The following is a 26,987-nucleotide window of genomic DNA, read 5'->3' as shown; positions in this document are numbered from 1 at the left end:
GTTGGAACCGATATTGCAGGTTAAAAATTTGAGTGTAGCCTTTCAATCCCGTGATTCAGAATTTCACGCGGTGCGTGGGGTCAGCTTTGAAGTGAAGAAAGGGGAAACGCTCGGGATCGTTGGGGAATCGGGAAGCGGCAAAAGCGTCACCGCACGCTCGATCATGCGGCTTCTGCCTTCCCCGCCTTCTTATATGAAAGATGGGGAGATCCTGTTCCTTGGCCAGAACCTGGCCGAGAAAACCGAGAAAGAGATGGAGAGCATCCGCGGACGCGATATCGGGATGATCTTTCAGGATCCGATGACCTCGCTTAATCCGACGATCCGAATCGGGGAACAAATATCAGAGAGCCTGGTCAAACACCAGAAGCTGTCCAAGCAGGAAGCGAAGCAGCAGGCGCTTGAGATGCTGAAGCTGGTCGGCATACCGAACAGCGAAGCGCGTTATAACCAGTACCCGCACGAGTTCTCGGGCGGCATGCGGCAGCGGGTCATGATTGCCATCGCGCTGGCGTGCAGACCTGCGCTGCTGATCGCGGACGAGCCGACGACGGCGCTTGACGTAACCATTCAGGCTCAAATCCTCAATCTGATGAAAAATATGCAGGAGCGCTTCGGTTCTTCCATTATATTGATCACGCATGACCTCGGCGTTGTTGCGGGCATGTGCGACCGCGTGGCGGTAATGAAGGACGGCGTGATCGTCGAGACGGGAACGACGGAGGAAATTTTCGAGAATCCTCAGCATCCCTACACCCTGAAGCTGTTAAACGCGCTTCCGCGCCTGGACGAGAAGAAGAAAGCGAAGCCAGCGCCGATCATCGTGCCAAGCACGGATTACAAGGGACCTCTGTTAGAGGTTAAATCCTTGAAGCAGTATTTTGATATGGGTAAAGGTAATGTGCTTAAAGCGGTGAATGATATCAGCTTTCACATTCAGGCTGGGGAAACGCTCGGGGTTGTCGGGGAATCCGGCAGCGGAAAATCGACGACGGGACGAGCCATCCTTCGCCTTCACCAGCCAACAGGCGGAGAAGTGCTGTATCAAGGAATGTCCGTAAATCGTCTTTCTCCTTCGGAAATGAAGGCCATGCGGCGCCATATGCAGATGATTTTCCAGGATCCGTATGCCTCGCTCAACCCGAGATTGAAGGTGGTGGACATTATCGGCGAAGCACTGGATGTTCACAAATTGACCGGCAGTAAGCAGGAGCGGAAGAAACGGGTCGAGGAGCTGCTGGATATGGTCGGATTGGATCCGGCCTATGCCACACGGTATCCGCATGAGTTCTCCGGCGGACAGCGTCAGCGTATCGGGATAGCCCGCGCGCTGGCGGTAGAACCGAAATTCATCGTGTGCGATGAGCCGCTTTCCGCGCTCGACGTGTCGATTCAATCCCAGATTGTGAAGCTGCTGGAGGAGCTCCAGCAGCGTCTAGGCCTGACTTATCTGTTCATCGCGCATGACCTCTCGATGGTGAAGCATATCAGTGACCGCGTCGCCGTTATGTATATGGGCAAGATCGTCGAGCTTGCGGAGAGCGAAGAGCTGTACTCGAATCCGCAGCATGATTATACGAAGTCCTTGCTCGCGGCAATTCCAGTACCTGATCCAAAGATTGAAGCGAAGAAAAAGCGGGTGCTGCTCGATGAACGCACCGGTGAGGACAAGTATAACCTGGAGCATTCGGAACTTGTGGAAGTATCGAAAGGCCACTGGGTGGCCATGCCAACCGGGGCATAAATATAAATGAAAAATCCCTCTCCCAAATCGGTTTTTGGGAGAGGGATTTTTGCTGTCTTTTTTATTTATTTTCTTTTCCTTCGATTTCATTTAGCTTCTCGTCAAAATCTACTTTTTGGTAATCGTATGCGACGACTAATTGCTCGTATATTTTTTTGGCTTCATCCAGCTTGTCCTGCTGAATCAGCTCCAGCATTTCATTGAAAGGCGCCTGCTGTCCCTCCGACAACATGGAAATGGTAACCCCCATTAATTCGGTCAGAATATCTTTCTGATTCTTTACAGCTTCCGGCGGGGATTCAAGATAAAGCTGAGCTTGCTCCAAAGTCAATGCGCCGGCTTTTTTATCCTTAGCGCTTGGCTTTTCTATAGAACCTCCGCCAGCCGGAGCCTTGGCTTCTTTGTCCGTTTCAGCACCATCCGTTGTGGTTGTATCGGAATCCACTGTATCCGGGGCGTCTGCTTTCCCATCAGATGGAGCAGGTGTGGAAGTCTCGGTTTCCGGTTGCGCGGCTGGAATTGATCCTGAATCACTTGGCTCAGAATTGCCGCAAGCTGATAATGCGATCATGGCAGATAATAAGATAGTTACAGCAATACCTTTGTTTGTTCTCATGTAGCACCTCTCTGAAGTTAGTAAATTACAGTTTATCATGAATTCGGAAATTCGACTATGCATCAAAAGTCATCGCTCTAATAAAAAGGAATTCAAACCTGGCATGGCAAATATAAAAAGGTAGGAAGCGTTCTCACGAGAGATGAGCTTAACGAATTTCCAATTGTACGTACAAAAGCTACGCACTTATAAAAGGAGGAATAAAGAAATGAATCGTTTACAGCAAGGGGATGTCGTATTATTTCAAGGGGACAGCATTACGGATTGCGGTCGTGACCGGAACTTTTCAGGCAGCTTGGGAAACGGCTACCCGCTATTGATTGACTCGTTGTTCGGCATGAAATTTCCTGAGTTAAACGTAACCTTTTTGAATAGAGGGATCAGCGGAAACCGGGTCGTCGACTTGAATGCTAGATGGCAGGAGGATTGCCTGGACCTGAAACCGGACTGGGTATCCATCTATATCGGAATCAATGACACTTGGCGCCGGTATGATAGCGGGGACCCGACAAGCACCGAGGATTACAAAGCCGGCTACCGTAAATTGATCGAACGCACCAAAGGGGCGCTTGACGCCAAGCTGATTCTGGTTGAGCCGTTCGTGCTGCCGCATCCGGAGGATCGCAGAGTTTGGCGCGAGGATCTGGATCCGAAAATTACGGCCGTTCGCGAATTAGCAGTGGAATACGGGGCGCTGCTGGTGCCGCTGGACGGATTGTTTGCTGCGGCGTCGGCGCGCCGCGAAGCTGCCTTCTGGGCGCCGGACGGCGTGCATCCGTCACCGGCCGGACACGGCCTGATCGCGAAGGCTTGGCTTGAAACGATGGGCGTTCGTTTGGATTAATTCATAATATCAGCGAAAAGCGGAATGCAAGGCTGCAGGATAAGCTTGGGTAAGCTGATCGATTAGGATGGGAAAAGAGCTCGGGGGGTGAATCACTGCCTTCCCGAGCTCTTTTTTTTCTGATAGGATTTGCACGGGATATGAAATATGAGCGCGCCGCTGCCGATACATATCAAAACAACTTTCATTTTTTTTGCCTTTGTGGTGTAATGCATTAAAGCAAGAAAATAAGGGTTGACGCCTCTAATTAAATCCTATAGGATTACTTGTATTAATTAGTATAGTCCTTTTAACGGAAAACAGGGGGAGAGAGAACATGAAAGGCAGTAAACACGTAAGGAAATTAACCGCGCTGGTGCTTGCGTTTATGATTGTCTTAACCGGCTGTGCTGAATCGGGCAGCGGCGGCGGTAGCGGAGCAGGCAATCTGGCGGACAAGGTCGAGAACCTGCCGGCAGGCATTGCCGAGAAGGATCCGGTGAAATTGATGGTCGTCCGGAAAATCGGGGGCGATGATCATACGGCGCAATTTTTGGCAGGCGCGAAGCAGGAAGGCGAGGCTCTCGGGTTTAAGGTAGATACCTTCTCGGCGAACGGGGATTCCGCTAAATTCCACGATGCGATCGCCCAAGCCATTGACAGCGATTACGATGGATTTATCATTTCGCACGGAGACGATCCTGCATCTGTTCAAGACGTGAAGAAGATTACGGACAAAGGAATTCCTGTCGTCACCTTTGACTCCTTGCCGGAGATCGGCGACATTGCAGGGGTAACCCAGACGTCGCAGGATGATGAGCAGCTGGCGAAGCTGGCACTGGACGAGATGGTCGAAGAGCAAGGGCCGGAAGCCAACATCGTCTATCTCTGGGTGGACGGATTCCCGCCGATGGTACGACGTAATGCCGTATACCAGGAAACGCTGAAGAACAATCCGGGCATCAAGGAGGTGGAGCGTTTCGGCGTGGCGAGCGACCAGACTTCGCTGGAAACACAAAATGCGGTATCCGCCATCCTGACGAAGTATCCGAAGGGCGAAATCGATGCGATCTTCGCAACCTGGGATGCGTTCGCCATCGGCGCAGCCAGAGCGCTGGAGGAAGCGGGACGCACCGAGGTTAAGATTTACGGCATCGACGTATCCAACGCGGACCTGGAGCTGATCCAGAAGCCGGACAGCCCTTGGGTGGCTACCGCAGCCGTAGATCCGAAAACGATCGGCGCGATCAACGTCCGTTTGCTTGCTAAAAAGATTGCCGGCGAGGAAACGCCTGCCACGGTCAATCTGGAGCCTGTATTGATCGAGCGCTCCAGCCTAGAGGGTGCAGCCGAAGCAGTCAACATGGTCAACCTGGCGGATATTATCCCTAGCTGGGGGACGAGCACCGAATTCGAAGAGGACTGGATGAAGGCGTTAAAAGAAGCAAGCGGCAAATAAACAGCATTATTCATACAGGCGCTCTTGTCGGTTTTCGATAAGAGCGCCCTATCCTATTTGAAGGGAAGAATACACTTGCGAAGCGTTATGGAGCCAACAACTGCCACATCGACCGACGTGTCGGATGCGGCACCCTTACTTCAAATGAAGCATATCTCAATCTCTTTTCCAGGCGTTAAGGCGTTAATCGATGTTGACTTTCAGACGGTCGCAGGAACAGCACATGCATTGATCGGCGCGAATGGCGCAGGGAAATCTACATTAATGAAGATTTTATCGGGTGCTTACAACCATTATGAGGGCGAGATCTGGATCGATGGGAGCAAGGCAGACATCCGCTCCCCGAAGGAAGCGAAGGATCTGGGCATTCAGATCGTCTATCAAGAGGTGGATACGGCGCTCATTCCGAACCTGACGGTTGGAGAGAACATTATGCTCGATCGGACGGTTCACGATATGGGCAAGCGGCACCTGATCCGCTGGAAGGAGCTCCATCAGGAAGCTGAGTCGATTCTTGCACGGATGAACATCCGGGTTCCCGGCAAGAAGCTGATCTCGGAGCTGACGCTGGCGGAGAAGCAGATGGTGCTGATCGCAAGAGCCGTCTCCAAGCAGTGCCGGATTCTGGTTCTGGACGAGCCGACCGCGCCGCTCAGCCACAGCGAGACAGATCAGCTGTTCAAGCTGGTGCGCAAGCTGAAGCAGGATGGGGTCGGCATTATTTTCATCTCGCACCGGCTACCGGAGCTGTATGAAATCTGCGATGATATTACGATCATGCGGGATGGTCAGCTGGTGAAGAGTGACCGCATTGCGAATATCGATCAGCCCAAAGTGGTGGAGTACATGCTGGGCTCCAGGATGGAGCAGCAGTTTCCCCGTATCCAGCGAGAGATCGGCTCCGTCTGCTTCGAGGTGAAGAACATGTTCGACCGAGGCAAAATCAACAGTGTTAACCTGCACATACGCAAGGGAGAAATTGTCGGCTTGGCCGGGCTGGTCGGAGCCGGGAAAACGGAGCTGTGTCGGGCGATATTCGGAGCATCCGATACATCAACCGGTGAGATCACGCTGAACGGGAATAAACTCCGCATCCGTTCGCCGTACGATGCTGTCTCGCATGGCATCGCGCTGGTTCCCGAGGAACGCCGACGCGAAGGCGTCTTCGTGGAAGAGCCGGTGTCCGTCAATTTAACGGCTGCGGTGCTGTCCCGTTTTTCCAGATGGGGGTCCTGGCTTAGCTTCGGCAAGGAAAAGCAGGCGGCGAGGGAGATTATCGAGTCGCTCGGAATTAAGACCCCGAACGAGCGGGCCAGAGTGAGAAACTTGTCCGGGGGCAACCAGCAGAAGGTGGCAATCGGCAAATGGCTGCTGGTCGACGCCGATGTGTATATTTTTGATGAGCCGACCAAAGGGGTTGACGTTGGCGCGAAGCGGGACATTTTTCATCTGGTGGCCGAGCTGGCTAAGCGGGGGAAATGCGTGCTGTACGCCTCCAGCGAGCTGTCCGAAATTGTTGGCATCACGGATCGGGTGTATGTGATGTATGACGGCGGCATCACGAAGGAGCTGACGACGCAGTCATCCAACGAAGAGGAACTATTGCTTTATTGCACAGGAGGCGGGTTAACATGAATACAGCAAGACCAATTAAGGAGAAGCCGGCGGCTAGTTTCGCTTTTGATTTTCTATATAAATACGGCACGTTGATCACGGTATTCGCACTTATTCTCGTATTCGGGACCGTCGCCGACAACTTTTTGAATACAAGCAACATTATTAACATACTCCGTTCGATTTCGATCGTGACGATTATTGCCGTGGGACTGACCGTATCGCTGGCTGTGGGCGGCTTTGACCTGTCTGTCGGATCAACGGCTTCCTTGGCGAACGCTCTGGTTATTTCCATGTTCGTCTGGCACGGGCAAAATATCGGCATCGGCATCGGCCTCACGCTGCTGTTCTGTCTAGCCGTCGGGCTGATCAACGCGTTTCTGGTCATCAATTTCAAGATCGACGACATGCTGATGACCCTGGCGACGATGTTTATCTTCCAGGGCATTGCCTTGACATATACCCGCGGCGCTACCATTTCCCAGAATATGATCCTGCCGAGCGGAGATTTTGCCACGGGTAAAATTCCGGCGGTGTTTGAGAAGATCGGGCAGGTGCCATGGATCATTATCATCATGGTGCTCGTGGTCCTCGTGGTCCATCTGTTCCTGACCTATACCAAACACGGACGGTATATGTACATGATCGGAGGCAACCGAGAAGCGGCAGCATTATCCGGGATTCCGGTGAGCAAATACCGTTTGATTGCATACCTGGTCTCCGCATTGTTTGCCGCCATCGGCGGGATTATCCTCGGGGCTCGCGTCATGACGGCCGAGGTGGGCTCCGGCGGACCTTATCTGATGGATGCCGTCGCTGCGACCTTCATCGGATACTCCGTATTCGGAGCCGGCAAGCCGAACGCGCTCGGGACCTTTGTCGGCGCCGTGTTGATCGGTATATTGCAAAACGGTCTGATCATGCTGTCCGTGCCGTATTATGCGATGGATATCGTGAAGGGCTCGGTGCTGGCGTTGGCGCTTGCCTTAACTTACTATAAGAAGAGACATTGATGGCTAAGCGGCACGTATTTTGACCAACTTGTTCCATTCATCCTTATCAAGACCATCCCTCCAGTGATTCTGCCCTGGAGTGGGTGGTCTTTTTTCATAGCCGGCTGCATTCTTGGCAGGTTATCCATGATTTGGTTAGGTAGTTGACGGACTCAACTTGTATTGACTATCCTTGTAGAAGACTGATTTAATTGTACATACATTTGTCTCTTACAGAGAGAAAGGGGACTCATCATGAAAAAAACAACCTTCATACAACCGGATCCCAAGGCTTGGCTGGACACGTTTCACTTTGAAATTCCGATAAAGATAAGGTACTGCGAAACGGATATGCTTGGTCATGTCAATAACGTCAGCTATTTCATGTATTTTGAGCAGGGACGCATTGAGTATTTCGAGAACTTGGGATTGACCGAGGACCTGTTCAGCAAACAAAAGGTGTCGGTGGTTGCGGATCTGGAATGCCAGTATCTTGCTCAATTGTATCTGAAGGACCCGCTTAAGCTTCATGTCCGAGTGGCTGAGATCGGACGCTCCTCCATGGACGTCCAGTATGCGATCGTGGTGGACGGCACCTTAAAAGCGGCCGGTCGCGGAACCATTGTGCTCATCGATACCGCGACAGGCAAGAGCACGCCGATTCCGGATTCGGCACGCGAGCGGATTTCGACTTTTGAAGGATGGATGTAACGCAAAGTGAAAGATCACTTACTATCAGATGAGAAGGGAAGGGATTAGGGATGAACATCCGTTTTGCCGTTATCGGCACAAACTGGATTACCGAGCGGTTTCTCCAAGCTGCTCTGGAGACGGAAGAATTTATACTTGCTGCCGTATACTCCCGTACGGAAGAGAAGGGCAGGGCTTTCGCGGCGAAGTACGCGGATCCCAAAGTGTATACGGATCTTGTGACGATGCTGCAGGATGACGAGGTTGACGCAGTGTACATTGCGAGTCCGAATTCCTATCACGTAGATCAGGCGATATTATGCATGAACCACGGGAAGCATGTTCTGTGCGAGAAGCCAATGGCTTCTAACGCAGCCGAAGTGTCCGCCATGATTGAAGCAGCGAAGAATAACAACGTTCTGCTCATGGAAGCCCTGAAGTCGACGTTGATGCCGAATTTCAAGACCGTCAGGGAAAACCTGTACAAGCTGGGTCCGATTCGGCGTTATTTTGCAAGCTACTGCCAATACTCTTCCCGTTACGATGCTTTCAAGCAGGGGACGGTGCTCAACGCGTTTAACCCCGAATATTCCAACGGCTCTCTTATGGATCTGGGGATTTATTGCCTGTATCCGATGGTCACCCTGTTCGGCAAACCGGACTCCGTCAAAGCTTCCGGCTATATGCTATCCTCCGGAGTTGATGGCGAGGGCAGCCTGCTGTTGTCCTATCCCGAGATGGAAGCCGTGATTATGCACTCCAAGATCAGCGATTCCTATGCCCCTGCCGAAATCCAGGGCGAGAACGGCACGATGATTATCGACAAGATCAATCAGCCTTATGATGTGAAGATTCATTACAGAGACGGCACCATTGAGAACGTGACACAGCTGCAGACCCATGAATCGATGTATTATGAAGCCCGGGAATTTATCCATTTAATCCAATGCGGCGAACGGGAAAGTGCAATCAATACCCATGCCAACTCACTCATTACGGCTGAAATCATGCAGGAGGCCAGACGCCAGGTAGGACTGCGGTTTCCGGCCGATTCCCGCACCGATATATGATATTTGTCATACTCCCGAAATGACGTTTATGACTACGAGTTACGTGACATTCTATCTATAATTAGATTAGACAAGTGCGTGACATCTTCACAGCGTCCTTGCGTTTCATTTCGAGGAGGAAGACAACTATGGCTAAACCCGATAACAAATTGTCCAGCTTGAAAAAGAACGTTGCCCCTTATGAAGAAATTGACACAAAGGCGAGTATAGGTCAGCTTTTCAATACACTGGTTCCCTTGATATTGCTATGGTATGCAGCCTATTTAAGTTTATCCGTATCGTACTGGCTTACCATTCCCATAGCGGTTATTGCATCGGGGTTTGTTGTTCGGACATTTATCATATTCCATGACTGTTGTCACGGATCTTTCTTTAAAAGCCGCCGGGCGAACAAAATTCTCGGCACGATTACAGGCGTTATTACATTGTGCCCTTACGAGCAATGGAAGAACACGCACGCGATTCATCACGCGACGAGCAGCAATCTCGATAAGCGGGGAATCGGCGATATGTGGGTATTGACCGTTGAAGAGTATGGAGCGGCTTCCTTTTGGCAGCGTTTATACTACCGGGTATACCGTAATCCGATCGTGATGTTCGGACTGGGTCCCATCGCCATATTTCTGGTATCCTACCGTTTTAACCGTAAAGGTGCGAGACGCAAGGAGAAAATCAGTAACTATATAACGAATATTTCGATTGTTGCGCTGTATGCATTGCTGTGCTGGGCGATCGGATGGCAGGCCTTCCTGCTCGTTCAAGCTCCTATCTTCATGGTGTCGGGAATGCTTGGCATTTGGTTGTTCTATGTACAGCATCAATTCGAAGAAACGTACTACGAGCATGATGAAGAGTGGAGTTATATCAATGCAGCCGTAGAAGGCAGCTCTTATTACAAACTTCCGAAGGTTCTGCAATGGATCACGGGTAACATCGGCTTCCATCACGTTCACCATCTGAGCCCGAAGGTTCCTAATTACAATCTGGAGAAGGCGCATGAAGCTGCTCCTCCGCTGCAAAAGGCAACAACGATTACACTCAAGACCAGTTTGAAATCTATTCGTTTCCGTCTGTGGGATGAAGAGAAAAAGGAGTTTGTCACATTTAAGCAAGCAAAGAAGTCGCTCCGTAAACCGCAGGAATCGGTATTGGCAAAAGCAGAGAAGAGCCTGGCGAGCAGCAGGCCCAGAGTGCAGGGCGAGTAATTCCTTGCGGCTATGAGGTTATAATAGGAATAAAGAAGAATACGAGTCCGTTATGCAGAAATGAGGACAAAGCTAGAACCGACAGAAGGTGGGACTCCATGCAGAAATGGTATCAGATATTTCATAAAAGTACGGGGCTGAGCCCTTATGTATGGGTCGTCTTCTATATCCTTCCGTTCTATTTCATCTTCCGGTCGACCTCTACCTATCAGGTTATATTGGGTACTCTGATGATCCTGATGTTCTTTGCTTTCTACGTGCTTTCATTTCTGGCCAAAGGCTGGCTCGTCTACTTCTGGACGAGTCTGCAAATTCTGATATCGATTACGATGTCATTGGTATTCGGGTATATCTATTTCTCGTTGTTCCTCGCCTTTTTTATCGGGAACATCAAGAACAAGGCCGGGTTTATCACGCTGTATTCGATCCATCTGGTCACGACCATCATTACGGTCAATTATGGATTGTTAACGCGGAATCCGTTCTTTATCACACAGCTGCCATTTGTGCTTGTCAGTGTAGTCGGGGTGATTCTGCTGCCCGTGACGAACTATAACCGGAATAAGAATGATCAGCTGCAGGGTCAGCTGGAGGATGCCAACAAACGGATTTCGGAACTGGTGAAGCTGGAGGAACGTCAGCGGATTGCCCGCGATTTGCATGATACGCTCGGACAGAAGCTGTCTCTCATTGGCCTCAAAAGTGATTTGGCCGGTAAATTGATGACGCAGGATACGGAAAGAGCCCAGGCCGAGATCAATGATGTACGCCAGACGGCCAGAACGGCACTCAAGGAAGTGCGCGAAATGGTGACACGGATGCGGGGGACCCGGCTTACGGATGAAATTTTCCGCATTCAGCAAATTCTAAAGGCTGCCCAGATTGAATTAACCTTTGAGGGAACGCTGGAGCCGGAAAATCTGTCGTTAATGAATGAAAATGTGATCAGCATGTGCCTGAAAGAGGCCGTGAATAACATAGTAAAACATAGCAATGCCACGGCTTGCTCCATTGTGATCGAATCCACGGAAACGGATCTGGTTGCGAGGGTGAAGGACAATGGAACAGGGTTCGTGACCGATGCGAGAAACCGCGGCAACGGACTGCGAGGAATGAGAGAGCGGCTTGAATTCGTAAACGGAAGCATGGAGTTCACTTCCGGCGAGGGGACTACGCTGGTGCTACGTGTACCTAATGTGCTCAGAATGCCGGATAAGGAGGCGGGAATATGATCCGAATTGTCATAGCCGAAGATCAGCGATTGCTGCTTGGAGCCCTGGCCTCACTGCTTGATCTGGAAGAAGATATGCAGGTTGTCGGGACGGCAGGTAATGGGAAGGATGCCGTACAGCTTGTCAAACTTCATAAACCGGATATCTGTATCATGGATATTGAGATGCCGATGATGAACGGACTTGAAGCGGCTGAAGAACTAAAGGGCTCTGGCTGCAAGGTGATGATTTTGACAACCTTTGCCCGGCCGGGGTATTTTGAGCGTGCCGTGAAGGCCGGCGCCAACGCCTACCTCCTGAAGGACAGCCCTAGCGAGGAACTGGCGGCATCCATTCGGAGCATAATGGCCGGCAGACGAATATACGCCTCCGAGCTGGTGGATGAAGCGTATTCCGGCGAAGAGAATCCGCTGACGGAGCGGGAAAAGGAAGTGCTGGGCCTGATTGCGGACGGCAAGAACACGAAGGAAATTGCCAATCAGCTGTTTATTACAACGGGCACCGTCCGGAATTATATTTCCGTTATTCTTGATAAGCTCGGTGTCAGCAACCGGATCGAAGCGATTACGCGTTTTAAAGAAAAAGGTTGGTTTAAATAATCATCCGAAAATAGCCGGAAGCCCCGTGGTTGCAGCCACCGGGCTTCTTTTTTGTGCGGATAAAAGATAATGGGGGATGGCCGCCAGGGCGTTTTTTTTCGCGATATATGTATTTTTTTACCTGGTATAGTATTCAATATTATGCATAAATATTCATTTTCTTTTATAGGGTAAAGTGTTTGGATATAATTTATATTTTTTGGAAACCATAAAATCACTAATAAAATTAACCCTGATCATTATGGGGTAAATATAGCATCTATTGTGTTATCAAGCAAGAATACTGTTGTCACTTTGTAAATGTATGCATTTTTATGTATAATAGAAATGATTGCCAGAAGTCAAATTTGAGGAGGAGGAGGTCTTCTATGGACCATATGATGTTTGAGGTTGGAACTGCTCTGATTCTGGTTGCTATAGCCTCCGTAATTGCTGGAAAGCTCAAGTTCTCGATCATACCGTTCTTGATTGTACTCGGGATGCTTGTCGGTCCGCATGCACCAACGATAGGGATTCTTGACTTTAAGTTCATCGAGAGCCAGGGGATCATCGATTTTCTGGGACAGATCGGTATTCTATTTCTGCTCTTTTACCTTGGTCTTGAATTTTCTGTTCAAAAATTGATCAAATCCGGAAAAAACATTGTGGTAGGCGGAACCGTATACGTAGTATTGAACTTCGTGTTGGGTGTGGCCTACGGTTTCGTGATCAATATGCCTCTGTACGAGACGCTGATCATTGCAGGGATGCTGTCGGTTTCCTCCAGCGCCATTGTCGCTAAGGTGCTCGTGGATCTACGGCGCACAGGGAATGCGGAGACGGAACTCATACTTGGCATGATTTTGTTCGATGATATTTTTCTTGCCGTGTTCTTATCGATTATGTCGGGACTGTTATTAGGCGGGGCCACATCGATAGGGGCAACCATCATCTCGGTTTGCATTTCCATAGGTTACATGCTGTTGTTCTTTGTTATTGCGAGAAAAGGTCCGCCTATACTTAACAAATTGCTGAATATTACGTCCAGCGAGATTTTCATTATCGTAGTATTCTCGTCGATGTTCTTTATTGCCGGGTTTTCCGAGACACTCCACGTAGCCGAAGCGATCGGAGCGCTGTTGTTCGGACTGGCTTTATCGGAGACGGATCATAGCGAACGGATCGAGCAGCTGGTGATTCCTTTCCGTGATTTTTTTGGAGCAATCTTCTTCTTCAGCTTCGGTCTCGGCATCGACCCGACCACGCTTGGGAATGCGTTATGGCTTGCTCTTGGCGCCGTGGTATTGACCATTATCGGCAACCTGGTCGCAGGCATGATAGCGGGTCGGAAGGCCGGATTATCGCATAAATCGTCACTTAACATCGGATTGACCATTATGGCTCGCGGGGAGTTCACGATCATCGTTGCGAATCTGGGACTAGCCGGCGGACTGTCCGCTATGCTGAAACCATTCTCGGCCCTCTATGTTCTGATTCTTGCGATTCTCGGTCCTCTTCTAGCCAAGGAGTCAAAACGTATCTACCGCGGAGCGAATAAAATATTCAAATGGAGCGAGCCTGTGGAGAAAGTAAAAAAAAGGAAGGCGTAAGGCTGCTGGGCTGATTTACTTTCTTCCAAGTAATCTATATAATCTAGAGATTGAATTAACCCCAGAACGGAGGATTTTCACATGAGTATTATTCGCGAATCTGATCTGCCGGGTATCGGTAAGAAATTCCTTATTCAGGCGAGATCAGGGGATAAGCTGGTTATTGTTATTCATGACGATGGCCGTAGAGAGCTGTACCATTTTGAGGATGACGATCCTGAGGAGACCATCTCCCAGATTACATTAGAGGATGATGAGGCTAGACAAATCGCCGGCATCATCGGCGGCATGACGTATAAACCGAAAGCACTCGAGACCATCGAGGTGACACTCGAAGACCTGATCATCGAATGGGCACGCATCGAGCCGCATTACAAATGCGTCGGACAATCCATTGCGGGGCTTCAGGTTCGTCAACGTACAGGTGCTAATGTATTAGCGATTGTGAACAAGAAAGAGCAGAAAATCAATCCGGGTCCGGACGACATCCTGACAGCGGGATCGACGCTGGTGCTTGCGGGCGAGCGTAAGCAGATCAAGCAGCTGAAAGAACTGCTGGTTAACGGCTAATAATGTGCTCCTTCGTGGATGCGAAGATAACCATACCGAAAGCAAGCTCCTCCTTTTGCGGGGGGCTTGCTTTTTTATGTGGAGGTCAACCTATTCATCAAAGGGATGATATCCGGAGCTGTTGTGCATAAGAAAAAGCGCCAAGGTCTCGTCCCTTTGCGCTTTTTCTGTTTAACAGCGGGATGCTGCGGGTTATGGATTGCCAGAGGGGCCGGTTATTTCCGGGCCACGATCATAAACCGGGCGGAATTCGTCCGGATTCCCCGATCTGTGCGATGGTCTCTGATAAACTGCTGCAGGGTGCGAAAATCCGGTTCCTCCTGCCCAAATCCGGGGATAATGGGCGTGTGCTTCAGCAAAAAGATAAGATCCTCTTCACGCTCATAGTATTCATCCGCATCGTATTCGGCATATTGGATATTGCGGAACCCGGCAAGCCAAAGTTCCTCCATATATTGATCCTTTAAGGCACCGTCTTCACGGGAGGATTGCCCTCTGCCAAAGGCCTGAGCCAGATTGGCTTTATCAGATTCGCGAACCTGCTGCGTCAAAAACACGCCATCCTCTTCTAGTACTCTTCCCACCTCTGATGCACGAAAAGGGGAGTGTCTGCAGGAGATCAAATTGAAAAACGCCTCCGGAAATTGAAGCGACTCTGCATCCATCTGCATAAAGCGTACATTGGAAGCCGCAGCCTTCCGTTTATTACTCTGGGCAGTCTCTATCATCGAATGGGAAAGATCGATTCCAACCAGCAGGGCTGCTTGGTCGGCGATGGACAACAAGCTCTCTCCACCACCAGTGCCGATATCAAGCACCACATCGGATGATTTGCATAATTTGCCGACCTCATCGTAAAAATCCCACTCCATACCCTCCGAGATACATCTTAGCTGGCTGAAGTCCCAGCCGTTTAGGGCTCCTACGATATCATAAAACTGCTTGTATTCCTGTGAATTCATTTATATTGTTCACCTTCCATATGAGATAAAATGGGATGCTGAAAACAGATCGTCTCTTATTCGTTCGCAGCCAGCTACTGTGATTCTGGCTAGGCCCGGTCCAGTATGATAGACCGGGCCTAGCTACTTCGAACGGCAAGGATCCTAATCAGCATCCAATTCACCTCAATTCTGAAAGATTATTTTTAAGAGATAAAAAAGTATAAGCTTCAGAGGCTTACCATCCTTATCTCGCAAGAAAAACTTCCGCTATACGCGGTCTGTCTTCTGAGAAAGTACGTCGATATATGTTTTTCTTATTGTAAGTCCAAGGATTCTTCATGATCAAGGAGAATTTTATTAGGAGGAAGGACCATAATCTTAAGCAAATGATAAGAATTTGGAAGTATGGCGTTAAGAACTGTCTACTATACTTGATGAATCTGTTCAAGGAACGAGAATAATCGGATTTTAAAGATGAGAGGGTACTGTCATGAACAAATTAAAATCTTTGTCAAGGGAACGTCTTCCCGAGCTGCAATTGGTACGCGCATTCGCCATCATCGGCGTGCTGTCCGTTCACTCCACATCGTATGCCGTATCTGCGATGACGGCTTCCAACTACTTTTTTATGTACAATTTCATGAACATCTTCATGAAATTCGGAACGCCGACATTTATATTTTTGAGCAGTCTGGTACTCTTCTATAATTACTATGACCGTCCCACAACGAAGAAGCTGATCGGCGGATTTTACAAGAAAAGACTGCTGTATATTATCATTCCGTATACGCTGTTCTCCGTGTTCTACTTCGCGCTGCTGCACTATTTGCATTATCAGGGCAGGCCGTTCGGTGAGACGATGGAGAGCTTTGTGCAAAAGCTGTTGACGGGCAAAGCGTATACGCATCTCTATTTCGTATTTATCAGCATTCAGTTTTATGTGCTGTTTCCGCTTGTATTATGGCTGTTCAAGAAGATGCCCCAGCTGGCGAAATGGGCGATACCGATTGGACTGGTGATCCAGTGGACGTTTATACTAATGAATAAGTATTATTGGCAGGTACCGAATAAAGGAAGCTGGGCATTGTCCTATATTGCCTATTTCATGCTGGGTGCTTTTATCGGCGTCTATTACCCGAAACTGAAAGCCTGGCTTGTTATTAGCCGCGGGAACGCACGGCCTCATCGCATTACCGCCTGGGTAGTGCTGTGGATCGCATGGGCGGCGGCCGGTCTCGGGCATGTGTACATTTATTACAACAGCCGGCTGCATGGAACCGGGTATAATTCAACGCTGTATGAGTTGCTGTGGAATATGCATACGTACCTGGGGGCGCTCGTTCTGCTCCAGCTTGCGATTCTTTTTTATCGGGCAGGGGTGCGGGGATGGACGCCGGCGCTGGAAAGACTGGGTGCCGTATCCTTCGGGATATATCTCATTCATCCGTTCTTTCTGCTCGTCTACCGGGAGTTTCCGTTAACTACGGGGAATTCAATGCTAACCCACCTGTGGTACGCAGGCGGTTTTGCGGCAGCATTAGTCTGTTCATGGATCGTTGTGGAATTGACGGTTCGATATATACCAGGCTCATGGGTGATATTCGGTAATATTCCGAAGGCGAAGAAGTCGGTTAAATCAGTCGATTCGCCGTCTGTGCCGCTTTCCGGTTCGTAGTCTGCTTCATGGCAAACCAGGACGTATCCGAAGACGAGGGTATGGCTCTGGCGAAGCGAAGAGACAACCATTACCACCACGCAGTCTGACATCCGTGAAGAATGACGCCGTACGGCGTTGTTCTGGCAGCCGTTGATCAAGGAGGAGCCATGTCTGGAGTTACGATATTAATGGTTGATGATGAAACCGAAATTTTGAAATTGATGGAGATTTACGTCAGAAATGAGGGCTACACGCTGCTCACCGCATCTCACGGCCTGGAAGCGCTGGAGATTCTAAGAACCCAGAAAGTGGATTTGATCATCCTTGATGTCATGATGCCGCAGATGGATGGCATTGAGGCATGCATGAGAATTCGGGAGGAGAACAACACGCCGATCATCATGCTCTCGGCAAAGAGTCAGGAGATTGACAAAATCGCCGGACTCAGCATCGGCGCGGATGATTACGTGACCAAGCCGTTCAGCCCGCTGGAATTGATCGCAAGAATCAAATCGCAGCTCCGCCGATACAAACAGCTGAACAGTAATTCGGTGAGGGATGAGAACGAAATCCAGATCGATGAGCTTGTTATTAATGTCGCTTCCCACCGGGTGACGGTGGCAGGCGTTGAGATTAAGCTGACGCCCCGCGAATTTGCTCTGCTGCATATGCTGGCCATCAATCGCGGACTCGTCCTTAGCATGGACAAGATTTATACCGAGGTGTGGAACGAACCGTTCATGGAATCGAAAAATACGGTCATGGTACATATTCGCAAGCTGCGCGAGAAGATCGAGAGGGATCCGCAGCAGCCCGAATATATTAAGACGGTGTGGGGGATTGGCTATAAAATAGAGTAAACTTAAGCAGAGGTGACGAACTTGAAAATAATGAAGCTTCATAGCATCCGCCTGAAGATGCTGCTTATGCTGCTTGCCAGCATCGGCATCACGGCCGCCCTGCTTATCATACTCTACGCATTAAGCACGCTGATACTCTCTATTCCGGCCATCAAGCCGCCGCTCGTCTGGATCATTAACAACATTGGCTCGGATCCGGTTATGCTGGTTGCAGGCATTATTCTTTTTTTGGTCAGCTATTATGTGAGCACGAAGTGGTTTGTCCTTGATCTGCAGAAGATTCAGACCGGTCTTCAGGACATTACCGCGGGCCGATTCGATTCCAGAATCGAGCTCAAATCTCAAGACGAATTAGGCGTCGTCGCTTCCAGCATAAACCGCATGACCGATCAGTTGAACGTTTATCTGGAGGAAATCAGGAATGGGCTTCGCGAGATTGCCAAGGGGAATTTCGACACCGACATTCCGGTTCAGTCAGGCAGCCAGCTGGGTGAGGTGGCCGAGAGCATCAATCAGATGAGCAGGCAGCTTCACCAATCCATTCTGGAGGAGCGTAACGCGGAGAAAACAAAGAATGATCTGATTACGGGAGTTTCCCATGACTTGCGGACGCCGCTTACATCGATACTGGGATTTCTGGAGGTTATCGAGGAAGATCGGTACCAGGATGAAGTGGAGCTGCGATATTACGTAAATATCGCTTATGAGAAGGCGCAAAGTCTGAAGAAGCTGATTGATGATTTATTCGAATACACCCGGATTAATAACGGGCTTCCGCTGGATATCCGGGAGATCGATATGGCTCAGTTCATGAGACAACTGATCGAGGAATTCGTTCCTGCCCTGGAGAAAGCGGGGCTGGAATGTAAGCTTGCTGCAGAGGAAGGGCTCGTGGTTCGGGCAGACGGCGCCCAGCTCGTCCGGGCTTACGAGAATTTGATATCCAATGCGATCCGTTACGGGGAGTCGGGCAAAAGGATCGACATTGCCGTCCGCAGCGATGGCAATCAGGTGAGCATCAGCTTCACCAACTATGGCGATCCGATTCCCGAGCGGGATTTGCCGTTCATCTTTGACCGCTTCTACCGTGTAGAGGCTTCCCGTTCGAAGCAGACCGGTGGCACCGGCCTGGGGTTGGCCATTACGAAGAGCATAGTGGAAGTCCAGGGCGGCGAAATCCGGGTGCGGAGCGATCGGCATCGAACGACTTTTGAAACGAGGTTTCCTAAAGTCGTATAGCGACTGCTTCAACTTCCTGTATTGCCTATTTTCCCAGGAAAACAGGATGTGATCTTGAATGTGTGCCCCTTAATGAGGGCACTGCAAAACGAATGCAATTTCTATAAAACACAACCCAGTGCCTCGGGCGGTACTGGGTTTGTTGTTATATTGGAAAAGGAAAAAGGGAGAGAAGTCGTTTGATTCACAAGGCAGACAATTAACCGTGTTCGTCGTAAACCTGAACTGGATGGTCGATAGAATAAAGCGTCCCATCTTTATATTCGCTCTGAACCGGGAAAGGGTTCAAAAGAAATTCAGTCTGTCTCAGACGTATCATTGTTCTCTCGAATCACTTCCATAAACTCCAGGACAATCGTTGATATGGCATCCTCTTGAGGCATATAGATATATTGACTGATTCTCATTATATCGTCTTTGTATAAATCAATGAGCTGCAGAATGGCTTGATCTTCATTCTGCTTTGCAGCTTTCAGCAAAATCATGAATTCGCGATCTGAGATAACTTTTGAATCATTTTTCTTTTCCATCGGTTCACCGCCTGTTGAGAGATATGGAGCTGCTTGGCTACTTCCGCTTCAGTGAGGTCTTCTAAGAAGAGTTTATATATAATGGTTCTTCCTTGAGGGGGCAATGAATCCAGCAATTGACCAATCCAAATGCGGTCATCGGATCTAGCATGAAATGACCCCGTCTGCACGGTACTAAAATCAGGGTATAGCGTTTCTCGTTTTCTAAGTTTTTTAGCCTGATATTGTATTCTCCAACCAATTCGATAAATTTCAGTTTTATAGCGCTCGTATGCTGTTATATGCTTTTTCATAACGCGTCCCTCCTATGCCGGTCTATCATCGTATTCATTATTTAGGGAAAAAGAGAAAGCTAACGAATTACAAAACAGGAACGTTTGTTCTCGTTTTATTGTACCATTTTTTACATCTATTGTGAAATGGTAATCTACTCTATAAGTTGAATTATTGAATTCACTGTAGAAATCCACTCACAAAAAGGACAATAGAAAAAGGACAGCTCCGATAAATAAATGTACCCCGTAGAGTAGACCTTTTTTAGGTGTTTACTCTACGGGGTACATTTTAAAAGCCCGAGCTGTCCTTTTTCATTCTCATATTATTGGAGTGTGACCTTAGGATTGAGCGTGATCTCAAAGGCGCGCCACCAGATGAAATCAGGATTGTCATAAACCAGCGAAGCACTGTCGTATTCTGAAAATGTCCACAAAGCCCCCTTTATTTGTTTGACATTGCATGTCGGAGTGGGGGCACCGATCAGGAAAGCGTTCCTTCCGGCCAGCGTTGTTTGGTGGATCTGCATTTGATCTCGAAGAATCGTGAACACTTGCTGGTAAGCTGATTCTGTGTTAAAGAGACGCATGTTTTGATCAGCGAACGAGGCTTGAAGATTATCGTAACGAATATTGCTTGGAGTTCTGGAATAGCTTCGGACATCGACTACAGCAAGCCTCTTATAATAATAATCCTTCAAAAATCGTTTGAAGAGTAGTGACCCATGAGCGTTCACGGCCATATTCAATTCGGAGGCAGAGGTCTCTGATACCAAAAAAGCGTAGCGCGCTTGCCCCATGCCAAGCGAGATGCCCATAAGGTTCCCGGCAGTGTTCCATGCACTATAACCCAATAGGCGTCCCGTGTACTGGCTGTCTAGCAGCGCTTCCGTTACCGTTGGATTGGCAGAGCCTTTTCCCGTGAAATCCATAACCACAGTTGCTACGAAGTTTGTTCCATTGGCATGGATACGGCTTACGGCACTGGACACCTGTGTTTCGTCTGTGATTGCCAGGATTTCAATGTTTGGTGTGCAAGTGACATATTGGCCGCCAACAACATCAATATGACGAAGAATATTCTGATGAACAGTCATGTATTCATAGTTGTTGATGATTGTGGATCCATGAGGACCGAAATATTGCACCGAAATTTGCGTTTTTCTTCCTTCCCGATGCAATTGATTAGCCATCCGTGCTACCAGAGAATGACCTAAGCCATCTGCATCAGGCAATATAATGGCACGATTCGGATTTTGCCCCTCACAACCGCCTAGATAACGATCGATGTAGTTCTCCACAAATTGAATTTCATTCATTTGCACGCCTTCTTTATTCGCATCGTCCACCCCAACGGCCAGGAAATCAATATAACCCTGACGTACAAGTCTGTCCAAGACATAATAATTGGTTTTAAACTTATGCTGCCTTGTATTGTAGTAATGGGTTTTATTGAAGTGGACGGTATCGCCCAACTCGGTGCCATCACTGGATATATTATAGCCGTTCAAAATATCGTTGAAGTCTGTATATTTTTTGCGAGCTATCCCCATGAGACTGCGAGACTCTGTGTACGCGTTATAAGAGAGTCCCTCCACATATGTGGTCGTAGCGAGTCGCATAATGGTATCCAACACATAGATTGGCTTGTTGGGATAAAGCTGTTTAATCTCGCGGATTACGTCAAGCAAGTCTGCCGTCCCTGAATCATAATGGGGATACGTTCCTCCTCCGCTTGTTCGTAAACGTCTGCTACCGATTAAGCCTCCATAAACGAGCATATCGATCGAAATAATAAAACCCTGGACGGAAGAGGCGTGACTCAATATGAACTGATGAATATCTTCCGGTTTACCAAAGGTAGGTGCCGAGGTGCCTATAAGTTGGCTGTCTGAAGCTTCTGCGACCGAATCGAGCCGGTTACGAATATCTGCAGCAAGAGGAGTTATCAGGTTCAAGCCTGAGGCTTGTCCTAGTTTGATTACATCATCAAGGTTTACCGGGCGGTCATCCAAGGGTACATACAATACATTTCTCATTGGTCAACTCTCCTTATATATGGTTTAATGGCCCTTCATATATATAGGTGAATTTCCCATTCCTTTTACAACCACAAATCAGTTTTTTTCATTAAGCAGTCCAAAAAAAGGGGTGGAAAAAGAAGTCGAAGAAGCTTGCTAAGATCTGTTATAATGTGGCGTAGGTAATTGTTCAGTTTTATTTAAGCATTCGTTAAGAACTTGGATCACTGATTGATAAGATGTGTTCCTTATACTTTCCTTCAGGAACGTACATAAGGAGGCAGTCGGGATGGGATCCATACATCATGCGAAACGGAACATGAGGCTTACGATGGCATGGCCGGCAATTATTGTGATGGTTGTTGGTGTCATATTACTATCGGGATGCGCAGAGTTCAGGATATCCCGCGAAGATACACGGATTGAGAATCGATCCGCTCAGGGGATGGCCACAGCAAGCAATAGAAGCACGTCAATGGCTTCAGCATCCTTTCTCGGGCAGTTATGGGGGGACATATCGGACGGGGTGACAAACCGCACCAGAAAAATGACAGGCAGGCAAACGCCGAGCCGTACTCTACCCGAAGCGGGTTGGCGTATGGATGTAAGATAATGCGGGTAAGACGGCTAATTGTGAATTTGCAGCAGAAAACATTTTAACGAGAACTCTTCGTGAATGTACATTGGCAATAAGAGATTGGTAGACTCCTTTCGTGGAAGGGAGTTTTTTTGTTTTGATTTTGGAACAGTTTGCCTTATAATAGCGTTTACATTATATAGGCTTGTATGGGAGAGGATGGTTTCTGTGAGTTTACGCGTATCGATCCGAAAGCGACTATTCATCGGAATAACGGCAGCCGTCTGCATTTCACTTGTTGGGATTCCGGCTCAGCGGACACAGGAGAGCGCTCATGTCGTATTCGCCGATGCTGCCGGAGCCGGGAGTTTTACATCCGGTCAACGCGTCACGCTTCAGCAGAAGGCTGCTTTGTTTCCTAAAGCGCTTAGTAAGAACAGCAATCTGACAAATCTCAAGGTGAGCTATTACGGCGCCAAGGGGGAAAGGCTCCGGCTTACCTCCGTGAAGGGGGAATTAGCCTTTATCCAATCCGATTCCCGGGGAGACTTGTGGCTCCCTACATGGTATGTTTCCAAGGAAGCTGCCCAAGTGAAAGAAATTTCCCCGCTCTCGCTTCAACTGCGCAGCAGCGGCAGTATATATCTTGCTCCTGGAAGCGCAATGAAATGGCCGGTATCCCAAACCGGAACGTCGCTCATCGCCGTAGCGCAGTGGAAGGACTGGTACGGGGTCATGGTCGCACCTTCCAAGTGGAAGGAAGACTACCGAATCTACCGCCCGGCAATGATGTGGGTACAGGGCAAGGACACGACAGCCAAGAAGGCGATGCCTGAAGCGCTATTAGGTGGGGATTCGGGAGTACCGACGGATGTGGTGCGGAACTTGACGGAGTTTCTTTTTAAGAAAGGAACTCCTTCTTCATACGTGAAAAAGCTGCTCGGCGAACCGCAGGTGAGGGAGACATCGCGGAATCAGGAGATGAGCTCCAATAAACCGATGATACTCGGCGAGACCTGGAGATATGAGCAGCGGGATGCCCATTATACCGTGACGTTCTCCCCATCCGGAAAGCTGACGTCCAGCGAGTGGGTAATCCCTTGGGCTGGATCCCTTGAACGGAGTTACAGTCCTGGCGATGATTACGAGTTTACCTATCGTTTTGCCGCCGTGCCGCCTCAAAAGACGATTGAAGCCGTACCCGACTGGCGAAATCAGGGCAATCTGAATTTTACCTTCCTGCTTGAGGCAAGCGAGGACGTCCTGCTCCTCAAGGGAGATGATGGCGGGTACAGTGGGATGCACGATAATTCTTCCCTGTATGCGATTGACCGCAGCACCGGCAAGAAGCTGTGGCAGGAGGATGCGGGATTTGGCTGGTATACGGCTGTCACGGATAAGGAGCGGGAGCATGTTACCATGTACTCGGCTTATAACCCGGAGGTTAAGGATTATGCAGCCCGCGTGCGGCATATCCGGTTGTCGGATGGCAAAGTGAAATGGGAGGTTAAGCCGAAGAATGAATTTGGCCTGACAATGACGGCTGCGGCCGATGCGATCATTCTGGATGAAGCTTTGAATATGAACGAAACCAAAAACGATAGCGTGCTGAGCGTGCTGGACCAGGAAACCGGAAAACTGCGTTGGAAAAAGACGTTGTCCGGCGAACACCGCTTGCTGAATGCAGGATCGGGTGATCCGTATGTGCTCGTCGAGCAGAACGGACAGCTTACCGCTTACGATCCGGTCACCGGCAAAGCGGCATGGAATGTAAAGGTCGGTAAGAGGGCTATGGACGATCCGACTCAAGATCCGTATTTTATCGGAGGGTATCGCTACAGTCCGGTATCTCCTGCGGATATGACAACAAGATGGATGCTGCTTGGCAAGGAATGGGTACTCCTCAATACGGAAACCGGGGCGCGCGAAGCCGTGTATCCGGCCCGTGAGATGGAAAGGTTCGAGGTGCTGAATGAGCGGTATCTATTAGTGCAGCGTGCGCTGAACGGGGAGTATTTCAGCGGGGCTACCGCTTACGAAAGCGTATTGTATGACAGTCTGGAAGATAAGGAATTATGGACCGTGAAAGGCAGGGCCGCCCACGGCGACATCGAGGGAGAACGGGTCTATCTTGCCTTGAACGGCATTCCGGCAGCGATAGATATAGAGAGCGGCAGCATCCTATGGAAGATGGAGACTACTTCCAAAGCGGGTGGCGATCTCTCCCATCTGGTTGGCAGCAGCTACGGAATCCTGGATTCGTACCTGCTGTTAAGTTTGGGAAGCGATCTCGTGGTGTTGAACAAGGAAGACGGCAGAAGCTTGGGCAGATTGCATAACGTGGTCACCGGCAGCGTTGATTTGCGAGAGGTTTATACCAAGAACGGTGCGCTGAACGTAACGGAACGGGAAGTGCTCGTCGGCACGGTCAACGGAGCTTTTATTCGTTATGATGCCAGAGCTTTAAAGGAACGCTTGGATGAGCTGTAATAGCTGTTATCGATAGATGACAAAGACCGTAGGGATGATGGGCGCAAAGGAGGAAGACTTATGGGCAAGAGGCTTAAGATAGCAGGGATTCCGATCATCAGCCTATTGTTGATCCTATGTTTGGGCTGCGGCAGCAAGCAGTCGGCCAGTTATGCGTCACTGTTAAAGTACGATGACCAAGAGTATATTGGAAAAGGCATTGAGGGTGCCGAGGCTTTTGCGGAGGTGGATTTGACCTTGGCGGGCACGATCCAGAAGCGGCTCGAGCCGGACCAATATCCGGATACGCATTTATCATCGAACGAGCTGCCGGAAGGCACGGAAATCTACGTAGTCGATGAACATACGTTGGTGGCATTGCAGGAAGGCCAAAGGTTCAAGGTGTTTGAGCGCATGGAATAAAACGAATGGATGGATAAGCGTCCCTGGCGTCTGGCGACAGATGCGGGGGCGTTTTTGGTTTTCTGCAATCTTGCAAATTTTGATATGGTTTCATTTCTATTCAATGGTATTATATTCCTGGTTCGAATGCACTAGATTTGAAAGACTTACATTCTGACAAGAGATGAGGTTCATAAACAGCGGATAAAAACCCCCTGTCTCCTTAACCCGGAGCCAGGGGGTTTTCGCTTCTAATCAACCCTGATTCCATGGAGTTCACACCGCACTCTCAGCCTCAGGGATAGGCACCTCATGCTGAACGGATTTTACCCGTTTGATGGAATAGTAGACCAGCCCGATTACAAGCCAGCCGGAGCCGAGCATCAGGGAGGAGAGATCCAGCAGCGTGATCAGATAGAACACGAAGCCGGCACCCAGCAACGGACATAACAGGCGCAGCAGCAGGTCTGTGGGCGTGCGTCGTTTTTCACGGATGATGTAATGAAAGATGACGGACACGTTCACAAACAGGAAGGCGGTTAGGGCGCCGAAATTCACGAATTTGATAGCTGTCTCCAGGCTGACAAACATGGCGGACAGCGAGATGATACTGGCGAGCACAATGTTGAAAACAGGCGTGCGGTATTTGGGATGGATGGAACCGAATTTCTTCGGCAGCAGGGACGTTCGGCCCATGACGAACAGCAGGCGGGTGACGGTGGTCATCGAGGACACGCCTTGTGACAGGACCGAGAAGATGATCACAAAGGTGAAGACCGATGCGAGCGCGCCTCCGCCGATGGATTGCATGAGCTCAAAACCTGCAGAGTCGATGTTGCCAAAGGCAAAGGACGGATACAGCTGTTGGATCAAATAAGCGGTGACAAAATACATCAGTCCGGCCAGGACCACAATGATGATGATGGCACGGGGGATGGTTTTTTTCGGATCCTTAGTTTCTTCAGCCATTGTGGTAATAGAATCGAACCCGAGGAAGGAGAAGCATACAAGCGAAGCGCCGGCAAGAATCGCCGAGAAGGAGACTCCCTCACTTGCGGCAAAAGGATTCAGGTCAGCCGTTATGCCACCCTGCATGGCTTTATATACGAGAAGGGCGCAGAAGCCGGCAATAAAAACAATCTGCATCAGTACAAAAATTTTATTGACATTGGCGGAGGTTTTGATGCCGATAATGTTGATGGTCATTACGATGACGGTTAACAGAGTAACCCATAGGGCCGAAGGCACGGTCGGGAATTGGGCATTCAAGTTAATGCCGAACATGAGCACAGCGATGATGCAGGAGAACAGGTAGTCGAGCAGTACGGCCCAACCGACAAGGAAACCTAGAAAGGGATTCATCGCTTTGGTCACATAGGTATAGGCTGAACCTGACACTGGAAAAGCCCGGGCCATCTGGCCATAGCTTGCAGCCGTAAACACAATAGCAATAAATGCAAGCATGTAAGCCGCTAGCAGCATCCCCCCTGATCCTTCATGGAGCACTCCGAAACTCGTGAAAAAAATCATAGGTGACATCCAGGCCAAGCCCATCGTCACGACATGGGAAAGGGATAGATTTCGCTTTAATGTTATATTTTGTGACATGCGGTTTCCTCCTCCAATGAGAATGAATCTAAGGCAAATCGAAACATATGTCATGACATCTCACATTCTTACAGGGCTTTCAGAAAAAATCAAGCCTTTTTTTCACGGATCAAAGTGAATTCAATGTATTTATGTGCATTTACCTTACATAATCGTGAGTTTCAAGCTGAAAAACACAAACAAAATTTATTTTTTAACTTGTTTT

At 49.2% G+C, this 26,987-nt stretch carries 24 protein-coding genes; 18 read left to right on the top strand and 6 right to left on the bottom strand.

Features of this window, described 5'->3' with window-relative positions; translation table 11 throughout:
* Window position 1: 1 nt before the first annotated feature.
* The gene (locus tag M4D81_RS34695; RefSeq protein WP_311200657.1) at window positions 2–1,744 is read left to right on the top strand and encodes an ABC transporter ATP-binding protein; all 1,743 of its coding nucleotides are present in this window, start codon (window positions 2–4) and stop codon (window positions 1,742–1,744) included.
* Window positions 1,745–1,805: 61 nt separating this feature from the next.
* Here the strand turns inward: M4D81_RS34695 and M4D81_RS14740 are convergent, their stop codons facing one another.
* Window positions 1,806–2,360, bottom strand: a complete 555-nt coding sequence (locus tag M4D81_RS14740; RefSeq protein WP_260067033.1) for a type VI secretion system transmembrane protein TssO — start codon at window positions 2,358–2,360, stop codon at window positions 1,806–1,808.
* Between the two features lie 208 nt (window positions 2,361–2,568).
* Between M4D81_RS14740 and M4D81_RS14735 the strand changes: the two genes are divergently transcribed.
* From M4D81_RS14735 to M4D81_RS14685, 11 genes are all read left to right on the top strand, one after another.
* Window positions 2,569–3,204 carry an SGNH/GDSL hydrolase family protein gene (locus M4D81_RS14735; protein WP_071221206.1) on the top strand — a complete coding sequence of 212 codons (636 nt, stop codon included), beginning with the start codon at window positions 2,569–2,571 and terminating at the stop codon, window positions 3,202–3,204.
* 316 nt (window positions 3,205–3,520) lie between these two features.
* The gene (locus tag M4D81_RS14730) at window positions 3,521–4,642 is read left to right on the top strand and encodes a sugar ABC transporter substrate-binding protein (protein ID WP_260067032.1); all 1,122 of its coding nucleotides are present in this window, start codon (window positions 3,521–3,523) and stop codon (window positions 4,640–4,642) included.
* A gap of 144 nt (window positions 4,643–4,786) precedes the next feature.
* On the top strand, window positions 4,787–6,277 hold the full coding sequence (locus M4D81_RS14725; RefSeq protein ID WP_260067132.1) for a sugar ABC transporter ATP-binding protein: 1,491 nt from the start codon (window positions 4,787–4,789) through the stop codon (window positions 6,275–6,277).
* The gene (locus M4D81_RS14720; protein ID WP_071221204.1) at window positions 6,274–7,269 is read left to right on the top strand and encodes an ABC transporter permease; all 996 of its coding nucleotides are present in this window, start codon (window positions 6,274–6,276) and stop codon (window positions 7,267–7,269) included. Before M4D81_RS14725 ends, M4D81_RS14720 begins: the two co-directional genes overlap by 4 nt.
* A 234-nt stretch (window positions 7,270–7,503) precedes the next feature.
* On the top strand, window positions 7,504–7,959 hold the full coding sequence (locus tag M4D81_RS14715) for an acyl-CoA thioesterase (RefSeq protein ID WP_194541285.1): 456 nt from the start codon (window positions 7,504–7,506) through the stop codon (window positions 7,957–7,959).
* A 50-nt stretch (window positions 7,960–8,009) separates the two neighbouring features.
* The gene (locus tag M4D81_RS14710; RefSeq protein ID WP_260067031.1) at window positions 8,010–9,008 is read left to right on the top strand and encodes a Gfo/Idh/MocA family protein; all 999 of its coding nucleotides are present in this window, start codon (window positions 8,010–8,012) and stop codon (window positions 9,006–9,008) included.
* Window positions 9,009–9,136: 128 nt separating this feature from the next.
* On the top strand, window positions 9,137–10,213 hold the full coding sequence (gene desA / locus M4D81_RS14705) for a Delta(5) desaturase DesA (RefSeq protein WP_260067030.1): 1,077 nt from the start codon (window positions 9,137–9,139) through the stop codon (window positions 10,211–10,213).
* 98 nt (window positions 10,214–10,311) lie between these two features.
* Window positions 10,312–11,445, top strand: a complete 1,134-nt coding sequence (locus M4D81_RS14700) for a sensor histidine kinase (RefSeq protein WP_260067029.1) — start codon at window positions 10,312–10,314, stop codon at window positions 11,443–11,445.
* Window positions 11,442–12,044, top strand: coding sequence for a response regulator transcription factor (locus M4D81_RS14695; protein ID WP_071221199.1), 603 nt, complete (start codon window positions 11,442–11,444; stop codon window positions 12,042–12,044). Before M4D81_RS14700 ends, M4D81_RS14695 begins: the two co-directional genes overlap by 4 nt.
* Before the next feature lie 368 nt (window positions 12,045–12,412).
* The gene (locus M4D81_RS14690) at window positions 12,413–13,633 is read left to right on the top strand and encodes a cation:proton antiporter (protein WP_071221198.1); all 1,221 of its coding nucleotides are present in this window, start codon (window positions 12,413–12,415) and stop codon (window positions 13,631–13,633) included.
* 81 nt (window positions 13,634–13,714) lie between these two features.
* On the top strand, window positions 13,715–14,203 hold the full coding sequence (locus M4D81_RS14685) for a cation:proton antiporter regulatory subunit (protein ID WP_071221197.1): 489 nt from the start codon (window positions 13,715–13,717) through the stop codon (window positions 14,201–14,203).
* 215 nt (window positions 14,204–14,418) lie between these two features.
* On the opposite strand, the gene M4D81_RS14680 is transcribed toward M4D81_RS14685, so the two are convergent.
* Complete coding sequence (locus M4D81_RS14680; RefSeq protein WP_260067028.1) at window positions 14,419–15,165, bottom strand: class I SAM-dependent methyltransferase; 747 nt, start codon at window positions 15,163–15,165, stop codon at window positions 14,419–14,421.
* A 472-nt stretch (window positions 15,166–15,637) separates the two neighbouring features.
* On the opposite strand from M4D81_RS14680, the gene M4D81_RS14675 reads away from it, so the two are divergent.
* From M4D81_RS14675 to M4D81_RS14665, 3 genes are all read left to right on the top strand, one after another.
* A complete protein-coding gene (locus tag M4D81_RS14675; protein ID WP_260067027.1) occupies window positions 15,638–16,822 on the top strand; it encodes an acyltransferase in 1,185 nt (394 codons plus the stop codon).
* A 149-nt stretch (window positions 16,823–16,971) separates the two neighbouring features.
* Window positions 16,972–17,664: a response regulator transcription factor gene (locus tag M4D81_RS14670; RefSeq protein WP_260067026.1), complete on the top strand. Its 693-nt coding sequence runs from the start codon at window positions 16,972–16,974 to the stop codon at window positions 17,662–17,664.
* Between the two features lie 30 nt (window positions 17,665–17,694).
* A complete protein-coding gene (locus tag M4D81_RS14665) occupies window positions 17,695–18,903 on the top strand; it encodes a sensor histidine kinase (protein WP_397376693.1) in 1,209 nt (402 codons plus the stop codon).
* Between the two features lie 296 nt (window positions 18,904–19,199).
* Here the strand turns inward: M4D81_RS14665 and M4D81_RS14660 are convergent, their stop codons facing one another.
* From M4D81_RS14660 to M4D81_RS14650, 3 genes are all read right to left on the bottom strand, one after another.
* A complete protein-coding gene (locus M4D81_RS14660; RefSeq protein ID WP_071221192.1) occupies window positions 19,200–19,433 on the bottom strand; it encodes a hypothetical protein in 234 nt (77 codons plus the stop codon).
* Window positions 19,385–19,726, bottom strand: coding sequence for a sigma-70 family RNA polymerase sigma factor (locus M4D81_RS14655; RefSeq protein ID WP_194541295.1), 342 nt, complete (start codon window positions 19,724–19,726; stop codon window positions 19,385–19,387). Before M4D81_RS14655 ends, M4D81_RS14660 begins: the two co-directional genes overlap by 49 nt.
* Window positions 19,727–20,031: 305 nt before the next feature.
* Window positions 20,032–21,744, bottom strand: coding sequence for a DUF4127 family protein (locus tag M4D81_RS14650; protein WP_260067024.1), 1,713 nt, complete (start codon window positions 21,742–21,744; stop codon window positions 20,032–20,034).
* 271 nt (window positions 21,745–22,015) lie between these two features.
* Here M4D81_RS14650 and M4D81_RS14645 point away from each other — a divergent pair, with 271 nt between their 5' ends.
* From M4D81_RS14645 to M4D81_RS14635, 3 genes are all read left to right on the top strand, one after another.
* Window positions 22,016–22,339, top strand: coding sequence for a hypothetical protein (locus M4D81_RS14645; protein ID WP_260067023.1), 324 nt, complete (start codon window positions 22,016–22,018; stop codon window positions 22,337–22,339).
* Window positions 22,340–22,522: 183 nt separating this feature from the next.
* Entirely contained in the window at window positions 22,523–24,793 is a 2,271-nt protein-coding gene (locus M4D81_RS14640) for an outer membrane protein assembly factor BamB family protein (RefSeq protein WP_260067022.1), read from the top strand.
* 60 nt (window positions 24,794–24,853) lie between these two features.
* A complete protein-coding gene (locus M4D81_RS14635) occupies window positions 24,854–25,195 on the top strand; it encodes a hypothetical protein (RefSeq protein ID WP_260067021.1) in 342 nt (113 codons plus the stop codon).
* A 255-nt stretch (window positions 25,196–25,450) separates the two neighbouring features.
* On the opposite strand, the gene M4D81_RS14630 is transcribed toward M4D81_RS14635, so the two are convergent.
* Window positions 25,451–26,782 carry an APC family permease gene (locus M4D81_RS14630; protein WP_260067020.1) on the bottom strand — a complete coding sequence of 444 codons (1,332 nt, stop codon included), beginning with the start codon at window positions 26,780–26,782 and terminating at the stop codon, window positions 25,451–25,453.
* Window positions 26,783–26,987: the final 205 nt, after the last annotated feature.

It is taken from the genome of Paenibacillus sp. p3-SID867, from assembly GCF_025142895.1.
Taxonomy (GTDB): Bacteria; Bacillota; Bacilli; order Paenibacillales; family Paenibacillaceae; genus Paenibacillus_AQ.
Note: the sequence above shows the minus strand (reverse complement) of the source record. Positions and strands in the feature narration are given on the sequence as shown.